This is a genomic window from Amycolatopsis sp. NPDC004772 (genome assembly GCF_053601215.1).
The window spans coordinates 26,604-42,031 of the sequence record NZ_JBSGBK010000008.1; the positions used below are offsets into that span (position 1 = coordinate 26,604).

Consider the following 15,428-nt stretch of genomic DNA (forward strand, 5'->3'; position numbering starts at 1 on the left):
TCTTTCAGAGCAGCTCGGTCAGGTGCGCGGCGAGCAGGGCCGGCGTCGGGTGATCGAAGACGACGCTGGGCGCGATCTTCCGTTCGGTGCGGGCGCGCAGCCGGTTGCGGAGTTCGATCGCGGTGAGCGAGTCGAAGCCGATCTCGAACAGGCCCTGGTCCGGGTCGACCTGGTGGGCGGCCCGGTAGCCCAGCACCGCGGCCACCTGGGCGCGCACCAGCTCCAGGAGGACCTTCGCCCGCTCGGCCGGTGCGAGCCCGGCCAGCCGGCCGGCCCAGTCTTCGTCCACTGTGGACGCCGTGCGGGCCTGCTGCCGGCTCGGGCGGACCAGGCCGCGCAGCAGGTGCGGCACCTCGGTGCCGGACGCCGCTTCGGCCCGCAGGCCGCGCAGGTCGAGCTGGGCGGGCACCAGCTGCGCCGCCCCGGACCCGATGGCGGCGTCGAACAGGTCCATGCCGTCCGCGGGGTTCATGGCGACCAGGCCGCCGCGCCGGGTCATCCGGGCCCGGCCGGCTTCGTCGGTGCCGGCCGCCATGCCGCCGGTGGTCTGGTCCCACAGGCCCCACGCCAGCGACTGGCCCGGCAGGCCCGCCGCGCGCCGGTGGGCCATCAGCCCGTCCAGGTAGGCGTTGGCCGCGGCGTAGCTGCCGCTGCCGGCGCCCATGAACACCGCGGACACCGAGGAGTAAACGACGAACGCGTCGAGGTCCAGGTCGCGGCTCAGTTCGTCGAGGTGGCGGACCGCGTCGACCTTGGGCGCGAACACCTCGGCCAGCCGGTCCGGGGTCACCGTCCCGATCACCCCGGCGTCCGAGACGCCGGCCGTGTGCACGATGGCGGCCGGCCGGTGCTCGGCCAGCAGCGCGGCCACCTGGTCCCGGTCGGCGACGTCGCAGGCAGCGACCGCGACGTCGGCGCCGAGTGCGGTGAGGTCGGTGACCAGGTCCTTCGCGCCTTCGGCGTCCAGGCCGCGGCGGCTGGCCAGCACGAGCTGCCGGACGCCGTGCCGCTCGACCAGGTGCCGGGCGGCCAGGCCGCCGAGCGACCCGGTGCCGCCGGTGATCAGCACCGGCCCGCGGGTCGTGAACCCGGCGGGCGAGTCCGGCCGGGCCACCCGGGCGAGCCGCGGGATGGCCACCGTCGTGCCGCGGACCGCGACCTGCGGCTCGCCGTCGGCCAGCACCGAAGCCAGCAGCGGCGGCACGTCGGCGTCCGGCTCGACGTCGAGCAGGACGATCCGGTCCGGGTTCTCCGCCTGGGCGGCCCGGACCAGCCCCCACACCGCGGCCGCGGCCGGGTCGGTCACCACGCCGTCGCCGGCGGGCACCGCGCCCCGGGTCACGATCGCGAGCTTCGTCGCCTCCAGCCCGCCGCCGGCCAGCCAGCACTGGACGACGTCCAGCACCCGGACGGTGAGCGCCAGCACCGGATCCGCGCCGGCCACCGCCTCCATGACGGCCACCGCCGGGGCCTCGGCCACGCCGGTCTCGACGTCGTCGGCCAGCGTCGCCACCTCTTCCGCGGTGGCGACCGGAACCCACGACGGCACCGGCGCCGAAGTGTCCACAGAGGACAACGGGGTCCAGTCCACCCGGAACAGCGAACCGGCACCCGCCGGGCCCGCCGCCGTCGTGAGCTGGTCGTTCGAGACCGGACGGCCGACCAGGGAATCCAGCGTCACGACCAGGCCGCCGGTCTCGTCCACGGCCTCCAGGGACAGGCTGTCCCGCTCGGGCTTGGCGACGCGCACCCGCAGCACCGAGGCCCCCGCCGCGTGCAGCCGCAGCCCGTTCCACGCGAACGGCAGCCGCACCTCGTCGCCGTAGGACTCGGTGTCCGCGGCGGCGCTGACCATCGTCGAGTGCAGGGCCGCGTCGAGCAGGGCCGGGTGGATGCCGAACCGGCCGGCTTCCGCGTCCTCGGGCAGGGCGATCTCGGCGAAGGTTTCGTCCCCGCGCCGCCACACCGCCCGCACGGCCCGGAACGTCGGCCCGTAGCCGTAACCGACGTCCGCGAGCACGTCGTAGGCGCCGCCGATATCAATGGGCTTCGCCTCGGGCGGCGGCCAGGCCGCGAAGTCGAACGCGGCGGTTCCCTGCGGCCGGTCGTCCGGCTGGAGAACGCCGGTGGCGTGCCGGACCCAACTGTCGGCGTCTTCGCGAAGGGAGTAGACGTCCACCGTGCGCGAGCCGTCCGCGCCGGGGCCGCCGAGGGCGACCTGCACGCGGACCCCGCCGCGGCGGGGCACCACCAGCGGCGCCTCGATGACCAGCTCGTCGAGCACCGGGCAGCCGGCTTCGTCGCCGGCCCGCACGGCCAGCTCGACCAGCCCGGTGCCGGGGACGATCACGACGTCCCGGACCGCGTGGTCGGCCAGCCAGGGGTGCGTCCGCAGCGACAGCCGCGAGGTGAAGACCAGGCCGTCGGACTGCGGCAGCTCGACGACCGCGCCCAGCAGCGGGTGATCGGCCCCGGCCAGGCCGAGCGAGACGGCGTCGGACGCGGTGTCCGCCGCGCGGAGCCAGTAGTGCTCGTGGTCGAAGGCGTACGCCGGCAGGTCCGCCCGGGTGGGCGGCACGAGCGCCGACCAGTCGAGGTCGACCCCGTGGACGAACAGCTCGGCCATCGACGTCAGCAGCCGCCGGAGGCCGCCGTCGTCGCGCCGGAGAGTGCCGGTGACGACAGCGTCGGTGAGTTCGGTGATCGGCTGCACCAGCACCGGGTGGGCGCTGACTTCGACGAACACGCCGTGGCCCTGGGCGATCAGGGCTTCCACGGCCGGGCCGAACCGCACCTGGCCACGCAGGTTCCGGTACCAGTAATCGCCGTCGACGACCCCGGCTCCGGTGATCCACTCGCCGGTGAGGGTGGAGAGGAACGGCACCCGCGGCGCCCGCGCGTCGAGCCCGGCCAGTGCTTCGGCCAGGGTCTCCTCGATGTCCTCGACGTGGCGGGTGTGCGAGGCGTAGTCCACCGCGATCTGCCGGACGCGGACGCCTTGGCCGGTCAGCGTTTCGAGGGCTTCGGCGAGCGCTTCGGCGTCCCCGGCGACCACCACCGACGTGGGGCTGTTGACCGCGGCCACCTCGACCCGGTCCGCCCACGGCGCCAAGCGCGTGACGGCGTCTTCTTCGCTCAGCGCGACCGAAGCCATGCCGCCGCGGCCGGAGAGCTTCGCGGCGATGGCCTGGCTGCGCAGGGCGACCACCTTCGCCGCGTCTTCGAGCGAGAGCGCGCCGGACACGCACGCGGCGGCGATTTCGCCCTGGGAGTGGGCGACCACCGCGTCCGGGACGACCCCGGCCGCCGACCACACCGCGGCCAGGCCGACCATCATCGCGAAACTCGCGGGCTGGAGGACGTCCACCCGGTAGAGCAGGCCGGGGCCTTCGCCGCGCAGGACGTCGAGCAGCGACCAGTCGACCCACGGCTCCAGCGCGGCCGCGCACTCGGCGATCCGCGCGGCGAACACCGGCGAGGATTCGAGGAGTTCCCGGCCCATGCCCGCCCACTGCGTCCCCTGGCCCGGGAACACCCAGACGAGCTTGCCCGGCAGGCCGGACGCGGACACCCGGCCGGTGACCAGGCCCGGCGCGTCCTCGCCGCGGGCGAGGGCGGCCAGCCCGGTGCGGGCCTCCTTGGCCGTCTCCGCCACGACGACCGCACGCTCGCCGAACCGGGCACGGCCCGGCAGGGCACCGGCGACGTCGGCGAGGGCCTGGTCGTCCAGGACCGCGGCCAGCCGATCGGCCTGCCCGGCGAGGGAACCGGCGCTGCGGGCCGTCACGACCAGCGGCACCACAGCCGGTCGTGAGTGGAAAGGAGGGTTAGAACCCGCTTTTTCACTCACGACAAGCTGCGGCAGACCCGGATCCGGGGCTTCTTCGATGATCAGGTGGGCGTTGGTGCCGCTGATCCCGAACGAGGACACCCCGGCCCGGCGGGGACGGCCGTTCCGGGGCCACTCCCGGGCCTCGGTCAGCAGCGAGACCGCCCCGGCGGACCAGTCGACCTGGCTGGTGGGCCGGTCCACGTGCAGGGTGGGCGGCAGGACGCCGTGCCGCAGCGCCTGGACCACCTTGATCACCCCGGCGACCCCGGCGGCCGACTGCGTGTGCCCGAAGTTCGACTTCACCGACCCCAGCCACAGCGGCTGCTCCGGGTCGCGGTCCTGGCCGTAGGTGGCCAGCAGGGCCTGCGCCTCGATCGGGTCGCCCAGCGCCGTCCCGGTGCCGTGACCCTCCACGACGTCCACATCGGACGGTTGCAGGCCGGCCCCGGCTAGGGCGCGGCGGATGACCCGCTGCTGCGACGGCCCGTTCGGGGCGGTCAGGCCGTTGGACGCGCCGTCGGAGTTGACCGCGCTGCCGCGCAGCACGGCCAGGACGCGGTGCCCGCGTTCGCGTGCCACCGAAAGCCGCTCCAGCACGACAACCCCGACACCCTCGGCCCAGCCGGTGCCGTCCGCGCCGTCGGCGTAGGCCTTGCACCGGCCGTCGCCGGCCAGCCCGCGCTGCTTGGCGAACTCCACGAACGTGCCGGGCGTGCCCATCACCGTGACCCCGCCGGCCAGGGCCATCGAGCACTCGCCCTGCCGCAGGGCCTGCCCGGCCAGGTGCATCGCGACCAGCGACGACGAGCACGCCGTGTCGATCGTGACCGCCGGGCCCTCGAAGCCGAAGACGTAGGACACGCGGCCCGACACGACACTCGACGCGCCCGCGGTGCTCGCGTAGCCCTCGAGGTCGGCCGCGTCCGCGCCCATTCCGTAGCCCTGGTTGGACACGCCGGCGAACACCCCGACGTCGGCACCCTTCAGCGAACTCGGGTCGACCCCGACGCCCTCCAGGGCCTCCCAGGAGGCTTCCAGCAGCAACCGCTGCTGCGGGTCCATCGCCAGCGCCTCGCGCGGCGAGATGCCGAAGAAGCCCGCGTCGAACAGGCCCGCGCCTTCGAGGAAGCCGCCCTGGCTGGTGTACGTCGTGCCCGAGCGGTCGGGGTCGTCGTCGAACAGGTTCTCCAGGTCCCAGCCGCGGTCCTCGGGGAAGGGCGACAACCCTTCGAGGCCGTCGCGCACCAGGCGCCACAGGCCTTCGGGGTCGGTGACGCCGCCGGGCAGCCGGCACGCCATGCCGACGATGGCGATCGGCTCGCCGGCGTCCGCGGCGGTCACCGCCACGGCCGGCGCGTCCGGCACCGTGTCGCCGAGTTCGGCACGCAGGTAGCGGGCCAGCGCCACCGGAGTCGGGTAGTCGAAGACCAGCGTGGCGGGCAGCTTCAGGCCGCTCGCCTCGCGCAGCCGGTTGCGCAGTTCCACCGACGTCAGCGAGTCGAAGCCGGTGTCCTTGAACGCCGTGTCCGCGCGGACGGCCTCCGGTCCGGCGTGCCCGAGCACCAGCGCGACCTGGGTGCGGACGACGTCGAGCAGCAGCGCCTCCTGCTCCGCGGGGGCGAGCCCGGCGAGCCGCCCGGCCAGTCCCTTGTCCACAGTGGACGCCGGACGCGCCTGGTGCCGTCCCGGGCGGACCAGGCCGCGCAGCAGGTGCGGCACCGTCCCGCCGGCGCGGGTCTTGCGGAGGTCGAGCTTGACCGGGACGACGAGCCCGTCCGGAGCTGCGTCGAACAGCTCCATGCCTTCGGCGGGTGAGATGGCGAGGACCCCGCCGCGGCTCGCCCGCGCCTGGTCGGCGCCGCCGAGGTGCGCGGTCATCCCGTCGGTCTGTTCCCACAGGCCCCAAGCCAGCGACGTGCCGGGCAGGCCCGCGGCCCGGCGGTTCGCCACCACGGCGTCCAGGTACGCGTTGGCGGCGGCGTAGTTGCCCTGCCCGGCGGAGCCGAAGACCCCGGAGGCGGAGGAGAACACGACGAAGGCGTCGAGGTCGAGGTCGCGGGTGAGCTCGTCGAGGTGGCGGATCGCGTCGACCTTCGGCGCGAAGACCTTCGCCAGCCGCTCCCGCGTCAGCGACTCGAAGACGCCGTCGTCGAGAACACCGGCCGTGTGCACGACGGCGGTCGGCCGGTGCTCGGCCAGCACCGCGGCCACCTGGTCCCGGTCGGCCAAGTCGCAGGCGATCACGGAGACCTCGGCGCCCTGCGCGGTGAGGTCCGCGGTCAGCTCGGTCATGCCGTCGGCGTCGGGGCCGCGGCGGCTGACGAGCACCAGCCGCCGGACGCCGTGCCGGGCGACCAGGTGCCGGGCGGTGAGCACGCCGAGCGAGCCGGCGCCCGAGATCAGGACCGTCCCGCCGGTCACGGCCGGCGCCTCCGCAGCCGCGGCGCGGGCGAGCCGCGGGGCGGTCAGGGTGGTGCCGCGGACGGCGACCTGCGGCTCGCCGGTGGCCAGCACCCGGCCCAGCGGGACGTCGCCGTCGGTGTCCAGCAGCACGATCCGGTCCGGGTTTTCCGCCTGCGCGGCCCGGATCAGGCCCCACACCGCGGCACCGGCCGGGTCAGCCACCTCGTGGACGGCGCCGCGGGTCACCACGGCCAGGCGAGCGTCGTCGGCTGCGCCGGCGAGCCAGGTCTGCACCGCCTCCAGGACCCGGCCAGTCAGTTCCAGGGGGTCTTCGCCGACGGCTTCGAGCACCTCGACGTGGTCCGCCGGAACGTCTCCAGCCGGGGGAATTTCGGTCCACTCCACGCGGAACAGCGCGTCCCGGTTCGCCGCCGCGCCGAGCTGTTCGGTCGACACCGGCCGGGAGACCAGCGAATCCGCCGTCACGACGAAACCGCCGGCTTCGTCCGCGGCCTGGACGGACAGCGCGTCCGGGCCGCTCGGAGCGAGCCGGACGCGCAGCGCGGACGCCCCGGCGGCGTGCAGGACCAGGCCGTTCCAGGCGAACGGCAGCACCGGACGGCCGGGCTCTTCCGTCGTGGCCGCACCGGCCATACCCGCGTGCAGGGCCGCGTCCAGCAGGCCGGGATGGATGCCGAAGCGGGCCGCGTCCGCGCGGTCGTCTTCGGACAGCGAGACCTCGGCGAACACCTCGTCGCCGCGCCGCCACACCGCCCGCAGGCCCCGGAACGACGGCCCGTAGGCGTACCCGCGCTCGACGAGCCCGTCGTAGAAGTCCTCGACGTCTACGCGCTCGACGCCGGGCGGCGGCCAGGCGGTGAAGTCGAACGGCTCGGCCGCTTCCGCGGAAGCGGCCAGGAAGCCGGTCGCGTGCCGGGCCCAGACCTCGGCCCCGGCGTCCTCGCGCAGGGAGTACACCTCGACCGCGCGCGACCCGGTCTCCCCCGGCGCGCCCACGACGACCTGGATCCGGACCCCGCCGTGGTCGGGGACGACCAGCGGGGCCTCGATGACGAGCTCCTCGAGGACCGGGCAGCCGGCTTCGTCCCCGGCCCGGACGGCCAGCTCGACGAGCCCGGTGCCCGCGACCAGCACGACCCCGCCGATGACGTGGTCGGCCAGCCAGGGGTGCGACTTCAGCGACAGCCGCGCGGTGAAGACCAGGCCGTCCGACTGCGGCAGCCGCACGACCGCGCCCAGCAGCGGGTGGTCGGCCGCGACCTGCCCGAGCGAAGCCGCGTCGGTGGCCTGCGCGGCCGGGTGCAGCCAATAGTTCCGCTGGTCGAAGGCGTACTTCGGCAGGTCGACGAACCCGGTCACCGGCGGCAGCAGCGCGGACCAGTCGACCGCTGTCCCGCGGACGAACAGCTCGGCGACCGCGGCGATCAGCGCGGTGTCTTCCGGGCGGTCGTCCCGCAGGGCCGCGACGCAGGTGACCTCGGCCGTCTCCTCGACGAGGGCGGTCAGCGCCGCGCCCGGCCCGAGCTCGACGAACCGGGAGGCGCCGGACTCCGCCGCGGCCGTGACGCCCTCGGCGAACCGCACCGGCCGCCGGACGTGCTCGGCCCAATAGCCCGGCTCGGTGAGCTCGCCGGGTTCGGCGAGCCGGCCGGTCACGTTGGAGACCACCGGGATTTCCGGCTCGTGCCAGGTCACGCCGGCCAGCTCGGCGGCGAACTCGGCGAGCATCGGCTCCATCCGCGCGGAGTGGAAGGCGTGGGAAACCTTGAGCTGCTTGGTCTTGTGCCCGCGCTCGCGCATCCGGGCGGCGGCCGCGAGGACCGCGTCTTCGTCCCCGGAGAGGACCACCGCGGACGGGCCGTTGACGGCGGCGAGTTCGACGCCGTCCCCGAGCAGTCCGGCGATCTCGGCTTCGGACGCGGCGACGGCCACCATCGCCCCGCCCGGCGCCAGCGCCTGCATCAGCCGCCCGCGGGCCGCGACGATCCGGGCCGCGTCCGGCAGCGAGAACACGCCCGCGGCGTAGGCGGCGGTGAGCTCGCCGATGGAGTGGCCGAGCACGATGTCCGGCCGGACGCCCCAGGACTCCGCGAGCCGGAACAGCGCGCTCTCCACCGCGAACAGCCCGGCCTGGGTGAACATCGTCTGGTCCAGCAGCCCGGTGCCGGCCGGCACCGCGCCCAGCACGACGTCCCGCACGGGGTGCCCGCCCCGGCCGGCCAGGCACTTGTCCAGTTCCGCGCAGGCTGCGTCGAACGCCGTCGCGAACACCGGGTACCGGTCGTACAGCTCGCGGCCCATCCCGAGCCGCTGCGAACCCTGGCCCGGGAAGACGTAGGCGACCTTGCCCGGCCCGGCCGAACCGGTGACCACGCCGGGTGCGCGTTCTTCGCGGGCCAGTGCCCGCAGCCCGGCCACGGCCTCTTCGGCCGTTCCGGCGACGACGACCGCGCGGTCGTTCAGCAGCGCCCGGCTCGTCAGCAGCGCGCTCGCCACGTGGGCCCGTGACGCGCCGGACTCCAGGACGTCGGCCAGGCGACCGGCCTGAGCGGCCAAAGAGGCCGGGCTGCCCGCCGACACGACCAGCGCCACCGGTCGTGAGTGGAAAGGAGGGTTAGAACCCGCCTTTTCACTCACGAGGTCTTGGGGCGGGGCCTCCTCCAGGATCAGGTGGGCGTTCGTGCCGCTGATCCCGAACGCGGACACGCCGGCCCGGCGGGGCCGGTCTTCGCGCGGCCACTCGCGCGCCTCGGTCAGCAGCTCGACCGCACCGGCCGACCAGTCGACCTCCGGCGTCGGCTCGGCCACGTGCAGGGTCGGCGGCATGGCGCCGTGCCGCAGCGCCTGGACCATCTTGATCACGCCCGCGACCCCGGCGGCCGCCTGCGTGTGCCCGAAGTTCGACTTGACCGAGCCCAGCCACAGGGGCCGTTCGCGGCCCTGGCCGTAGGTCGCCAGCAGTGCCTGCGCTTCGATCGGGTCGCCGAGCGCGGTGCCCGTGCCGTGCGCCTCGACGATGTCCACATCGGACGCGACCAGCCCGGCCCCGGAGAGGGCCTTGCGGATCACCCGCTGCTGCGAAGGCCCGTTCGGCGCGATGAGGCCGTTGGACGCGCCGTCCTGGTTGACCGCGCTGCCGCGGATCACCGCGAGGATCCGGTGCCCGCGTTCCTGGGCCACCGAAAGCCGTTCGAGGACGAGGACGCCGGCGCCCTCGGCCCAGCCGGTGCCGTCGGCGGTCGAGGAGAAGGCCTTGGAGCGGCCGTCGGCGGCCAGCACCCGCTGCCGGGAGAAGGCCACGAACGTGCCGGGCGTCGGCATCACCGTCGCGCCGCCGGCCAGCGCCATCGAGCACTCGCCCGCGCGCAGGGCCTGGGCGGCGAGGTGGATGGCCACCAGCGACGACGAGCACGCGGTGTCGATGGTGACGGCCGGCCCTTCGAGCCCGAAGACGTAGGACACCCGGCCCGACGCCACGCTCGACGCCGCCCCGATGCCCGCGAAGGCTTCCAGGTCCGGCGTGATCGCCCCGGCGCCGTAGCCCTGGGTGAAGACGCCGGAGAACACGCCGACGTCGCTGCCCTTCAGCGAAAGCGGGTCGACCCCGGCGTCCTCCAGGGCCTCCCACGACGTCTCCAGCAGCACCCGCTGCTGCGGGTCCATGACGAGGGCCTCGCGCGGCGAGATGCCGAACAGGCCCGCGTCGAAGTGCCCGGCACCGCGCAGGAACCCGCCCTGGCTGGTGTAGGACGTCCCGGGGTTGTCCGGGTCCGGGTCGAACAGGCCGTCCAGGTCCCAGCCGCGGTCGTCGGGGAAGCCCGACAGGGCGTCGACCCCGTCGGCGACCAGCCGCCACAGGTCTTCGGGCGAGGACACGCCACCGGGGAACCGGCAGGCCATGCCGACGACGGCGAGCGGCTCGTCGGCGTGCCGAGCCCCATGCTTGCGCAGGCTGTGCAGTTCCGCCGTGACGCGCTTGAGGTACTTGAGGAGTTTCTCGTCCGTGGCCATTCCTGGGTCCTCACAAGGGTTTGCTGGGAGCGTGGGTCTCGGACCGGGTCAGGTGAGGCCCAGCTCCTCGTCGATGAAGTCGAGGACTTCGTCGGCGGACGCGGCCTCGAGCCGGTCCGCCAGCGTTTCGCCGTCCGGGGCGTCGCTCACCCCGTTGCACCGGGCCACCAGGCCCTGCAGCCGGAGGGTGAGGCCGGTCTTCGTGGATTCGTCGAGGACCAGCCCGCCGAGCAGGGCCTCGACGTCTTCGAGCCGGGCGTGCACGACCGAAAGCGCGTCGTCGCCGGCGCCGAGTTCGTCGCGCAGGTGCCGGGCGAGGACCAGCGGGGTCGGGTAGTCGAAGGCGAGCGTCGCGGGCAGTTTCAGCCCGGTGCTCTCCCGCAGCCGGTTGCGCAGGTCGACCGAGGTGAGCGAGTCGAACCCGGCGTCCTTGAACGCGGTGTCGGCGCGGACGGCGTCCGGCCCGGTGTGGCCGAGCACCGCCGCGACCTGGTTCTGCACCAGGTCGACGAGCAGGGCCTCCTGCTCGGGCGCGCCCAGCCCGGCCAGCTTCCGCAGCAGGTCGTTGTCCACTGTGGACGCACTCTGCGCCTGCCGCCGCCCGGTCCGGACCAAGCCGCGCAGCAGGGGCGGCACGGTGCCGCCGGCCCGCAGCTCCCGCAGGTCGAGCTTGACCGGCACGAGCAGCGCGGGCCGGGCGCCCAGCGAGGCGTCGAACAGGGCCATGCCCTCCTCGGCCGTGATCGGCCGCACGCCGCCGCGGCTCATCCGGGCCTGGTCGGCGCCGCCGAGGTGCGCGGTCATGCCGGTGGCCTGCTCCCACAGGCCCCACGCCAGCGACAGGCCGGGCAGGCCCGCGGCCCGGCGGCTCGCCATCGCCGCGTCCAGGAACGCGTTGGCGGCCGCGTAGTTGCCCTGGCCGGGCGAGCCGAAGACGCCGGAGCCGGAGGAGAACACGACGAAGGCGTCGAGGTCCCAGTCGCGGGTGAGTTCGTCGAGGTGGCGGACGGCGTCGACCTTGGGCGCGAAGACCTTGGCCAGCCGGTCCGGGGTGAGCGTCCCGATGACGCCGTCGTCCAGGACGCCCGCGGTGTGGATGACGCTCGCCGGGCGGTGCGCGTCGAGCAGGGCGGCCACCTGGTCGCGGTCGGCCAGGTCGCAGGCGACGACGGAGACGTCCGCGCCGGCCGCGGTGAGGTCGGTGACCAGGTCCTTCGCGCCGTCGGCGTCCAGGCCGCGGCGGCTGGCCAGGACCAGCTTCCGCACGCCGTGCCGGGTGACCAGGTGCCGGGCGACGAACTCGCCGAGCACCCCGGCTCCGGAGACCAGGACCGGCCCGCGCAGACCGGACACCGGTGCGGCGTCGGCGCGAGCCAGGCGCGGGACGTGGAGGGCGGCGCCGCGCACGGCGACCTGCGGCTCCCCGGTGGCCAGCACCGCGCCGAGCGGGACTTCGCCGTCGGTGTCCAGCAGGACGATCCGGTCCGGGTTTTCCGCCTGCGCGGACCGGACCAAACCCCAGACCGCCGCCGCGGCCGGATCGGTGACCGGGGTGTCCCCGGCGGGCACCGCGCCGCGCGTGACGACGACCAGCCGCTCCGCCTCCGGCTCGGTCAGCCAGGTCTGCAGCTTCTCCAGGACGCGGGACGTCGCCGCGAGCGGGGATTCGCCGCCGGGGACTTCCAGCACGTCGGCGACGCCGTCGGCCTCGTGACTCCCGGGGAGCTCGATCCAGTTCACCTGGAACAGCGCGTCCTGGGTGCCGCTCGGCGACCCGGCGGACACCGGCCGCAGCACCACTTCCTTCGCCGTGACGACCAGGTTGCCGGCGCCGTCGACCGCTTCCAGGGCACCTCCGGGCACCAGCCGGACCCGCAAGGTCGACGCGCCTTCGGCGTGCAGCGTCAGGCCGCGCCATTCCATGGGCTGCGTGACGCCGTCTTCGCCGGATAGGGCCGCGTTCAGGAGCGCCGGGTGGAGGGCGAAGGCGCCGGCGTCCACGCCGTCGGGCAGGGAGACTTCGGTGACGATCTCGTCGCCGCCCTGCCACGCGCCCGGAGGCGACGGCGTCGCCGAGAGGGTGCCGGTGGCGTGCCGGGTCCACTCGTCGGTGGCGTCATCGGGCTGGGCGTGCACTTGCAGGGTCCGGGTGCCGTCTTCGGCGGGCCCGGACACGCTGACCTGCACCCGGATCGCGCCGCGGTCCGGTACCACCGGCGGCGTCTCGATGACAAGCTCGTCCAGCACCGGGGTCCCGGCCTCGTCACCGGCCCGGACGGCCAGTTCGACGAGCGCGGTGGCGGGTACGACCACGACGTCGTCCACGGTGTGGTCGGCCAGCCACGGCTGCGACTTCAGGGACCACTGCGAGGTGAAGACCAGGCCGCCGGTCTGCGGCAGCCGCACCACCGGGCCGGCCGAATCGGTCGCCGTCTCGAGGTACCGCAGCCAGTAGTGCTGGTGGTCGAAGGCGTACGTCGGCAGGGCGACCCGGGCGGGCGGCACCAGCGTGGCCCAGTCGACGTCGGCGCCGCGGACGAACAGCTCGGCCATCGATGTCAGCAGCCGCCGCAGGCCGCCGTCGTCGCGCCGGAGCGTCCCGGTGACGACCGCGTCGTCGGCGATCCCGCTGATCGCCTGGACGAGCACGGGGTGCGCGCTGACCTCGACGAACACGCCGTGCCCTTGCGCGATCAGGGCTTCCACGGCCGGGCCGAAGCAGACCTGGTTGCGCAGGTTCCGGTACCAGTAGCCACCGTCGAAGACGCCGGCGTCGCGGATCCAGCCGCCGGTCAGGGTGGAGAAGAACGGCAGGGCCGGCGCCTGGGCCTCGATCCCGGCCAGTGCCTCGGCCAGGGGCTCCTGGATGTCCTCGACGTGCCGGGTGTGCGAGGCGTAGTCCACGGCCACCCGCCGGACCCGGATTTCCTGGCCCGCCAACGCTTCGAGGGCCTGGTCGAGGGCTTCGGCGTCGCCGGCGATGACGACCGACGACGGGCTGTTGACCGCGGCCACCTCGACCCGGTCCGCCCACGGCGTCAGCTGGGCGAGCGCGTCTTCCTCGCTCAGCGCGACCGACGCCATGCCGCCGCGTCCGGCCAGCTTCGCCGCGATGGCCTGGCTGCGCAGGGCGACCACCTTCGCCGCGTCCTGCAGCGACAGCGCACCCGCCACGCAGGCGGCGGCGATCTCGCCCTGCGAGTGGCCCACCACCGCGTCCGGCCGGACACCGACCGACTCCCACACCGCGGCCAACCCCACCATCACCGCAAAGCAGGCGGGCTGCAGCACATCGACCCGCTCCAGGTCGCCCTCGCCACGGAGGACGTCCAGCAGCGACCAGTCGATCCACGGCTCCAGCGCGGCCGCGCACTCGGCGATCCGCGCCGCGAACACCGGCGAGGCGTCGAGGAGTTCCCGGCCCATGCCGGCCCACTGCGAGCCCTGGCCCGGGAACACCCACACGACCTTCCCCGGCGAACCGGCCCGGCCGGTGACCGCGGCCGCGTCTTCCCCGCGGGCCAGCGCTTCCAGGCCCGCCACGGCCTCGTCCCGGGTGGCCGCCAGCACGACGGCCCGGTCGTCGAACCGGGAGCGGCCGGACACCAGCGCTCCGGCGACCGCGGGCAGGGGCACGTCGGATGCGCTGAGGAACCCCGCCAGCCGCCGGGCCTGACCGGCCAGCGGCCCACGAGCCGACACCACGACCGGCACCACGGACGGTCGTGAGTGGAAAGGAGGGTTAGAACCCGCTTTTTCACTCACGAGGTCTTCGGGCGCTTCTTCCAGGATGAGGTGCGCGTTGGTGCCGCTGATCCCGAACGAGGACACCCCGGCCCGGCGCGGACGGCCTTCGCGCGGCCACTCCCGCGCCTCCGTCAGCAGCGAGACCGCGCCCGCCGACCAGTCGACCTCGGTGGACGGCTGGTCGATGTGGAGCGTCGGGGGCAGGACGCCGTGGCGCAGGGCCTGCACCATCTTGATCACGCTGGCCACGCCCGCGGCCGCTTGGGTGTGCCCGATGTTCGACTTGATCGACCCGAGCCACAACGGTGTCTCGCGGTCCTTGCCGTAGGTGGCCAGGAGGGCCTGCGCCTCGATCGGGTCACCCAGCGTCGTGCCGGTGCCGTGGCCTTCGACGGCATCCACATCGGACGGTGCCAGGCCCGCTTCGGCCAGCGCGGCGCGGATCACCCGCTGCTGCGACGGGCCGTTGGGCGCGGTCAAGCCGTTCGACGCGCCGTCCTGGTTCACCGCGATGCCGCGCAGCACCGCGAGGACCTCGTGGCCGCGCTCGCGGGCGACCGACAGCCGCTCCAGCACGACCACGCCGACGCCTTCGGCCAGCCCCATCCCATCGGCGCTTTCGGCGAACGCCTTGCAGCGCCCGTCCAGGGCGAGCCCGCGCTGCCGCGAGAAGGACACGAAGGAGCCGGGCTGGGCCATCACCATCGCGCCGCCGGCCAGGGCCATCGAGCAGTCACCGCGCCGCAGCGCCTGCGCGGCGAGGTGCATCGCCACCAGCGACGACGAGCACCCGGTGTCGACGGTGACCGCCGGGCCCTCGAAGCCGAGGACGTACGACACGCGGCCGGACGCGATGCAGGGTGCCGCGCCGGTGCCGACGAAACCTTCCAGTTCCGGGGCGACCACGCCGCCGCCGGCGCCGTAGCCCATGCTCGCGACGCCGGTGAACACGCCGACGTCGCTGCCCTTCAGCGAAAGCGGGTCGGTGCCGGTGCGTTCGAGGGCTTCCCAGGACGTCTCCAGCAGCAGCCGCTGCTGCGGGTCCATCGCGACGGCCTCGCGCGGCGAGATCCCGAAGAAGCCCGCGTCGAAGAGGCCGGCGTCGTGGAGGAAGCCGCCCTGGTCGGTGTACGTCGTGCCGGGGCGGTCGGGGTCCGGGTCGACCAGGCCGTCGACGTCCCAGCCGCGGTCGGCGGGGAACGCGGAGACGGCGTCGGTCCCGTCGGCCACCAGCCGCCACAGGTCCTCGGGCGAGGCCACCCCGCCCGGGTAGCGGCACGCCATGGCGACGATGGCGATCGGCTCCCGCGCCTGCTCTTCGACCTCGCGCAGCCGCGTGCGGGCGTCGCGGGCGTCGGCGATCGCCCGCTTGAGGTAATCGCGGAGCTGTCCCTCGTCAGCCACTGAACTCAAC

At 74.8% G+C, this 15,428-nt stretch carries 2 protein-coding genes; both read right to left on the reverse strand.

Annotated features, from left to right (window positions below; all coding sequences use genetic code 11):
* Positions 1-4: 4 nt before the first annotated feature.
* Positions 5-10,267 (reverse strand): beta-ketoacyl synthase N-terminal-like domain-containing protein, encoded by a 10,263-nt coding sequence (locus tag ACWEF6_RS07440; protein ID WP_449682130.1) that lies wholly within the window; start codon positions 10,265-10,267, stop codon positions 5-7.
* 48 nt (positions 10,268-10,315) lie between these two features.
* Positions 10,316-15,418 (reverse strand): acyltransferase domain-containing protein, encoded by a 5,103-nt coding sequence (locus tag ACWEF6_RS07445; protein ID WP_449682131.1) that lies wholly within the window; start codon positions 15,416-15,418, stop codon positions 10,316-10,318.
* Between the last annotated feature and the right edge of the window lie 10 nt (positions 15,419-15,428).

Excerpts from the sequence above, each read along its gene's own strand:
- ACWEF6_RS07440 (WP_449682130.1), bottom strand. The coding sequence starts at position 10,267 with ATGGCCACGGACGAGAAACTCCTCAAGTACCTCAAGCGCGTCACGGCG.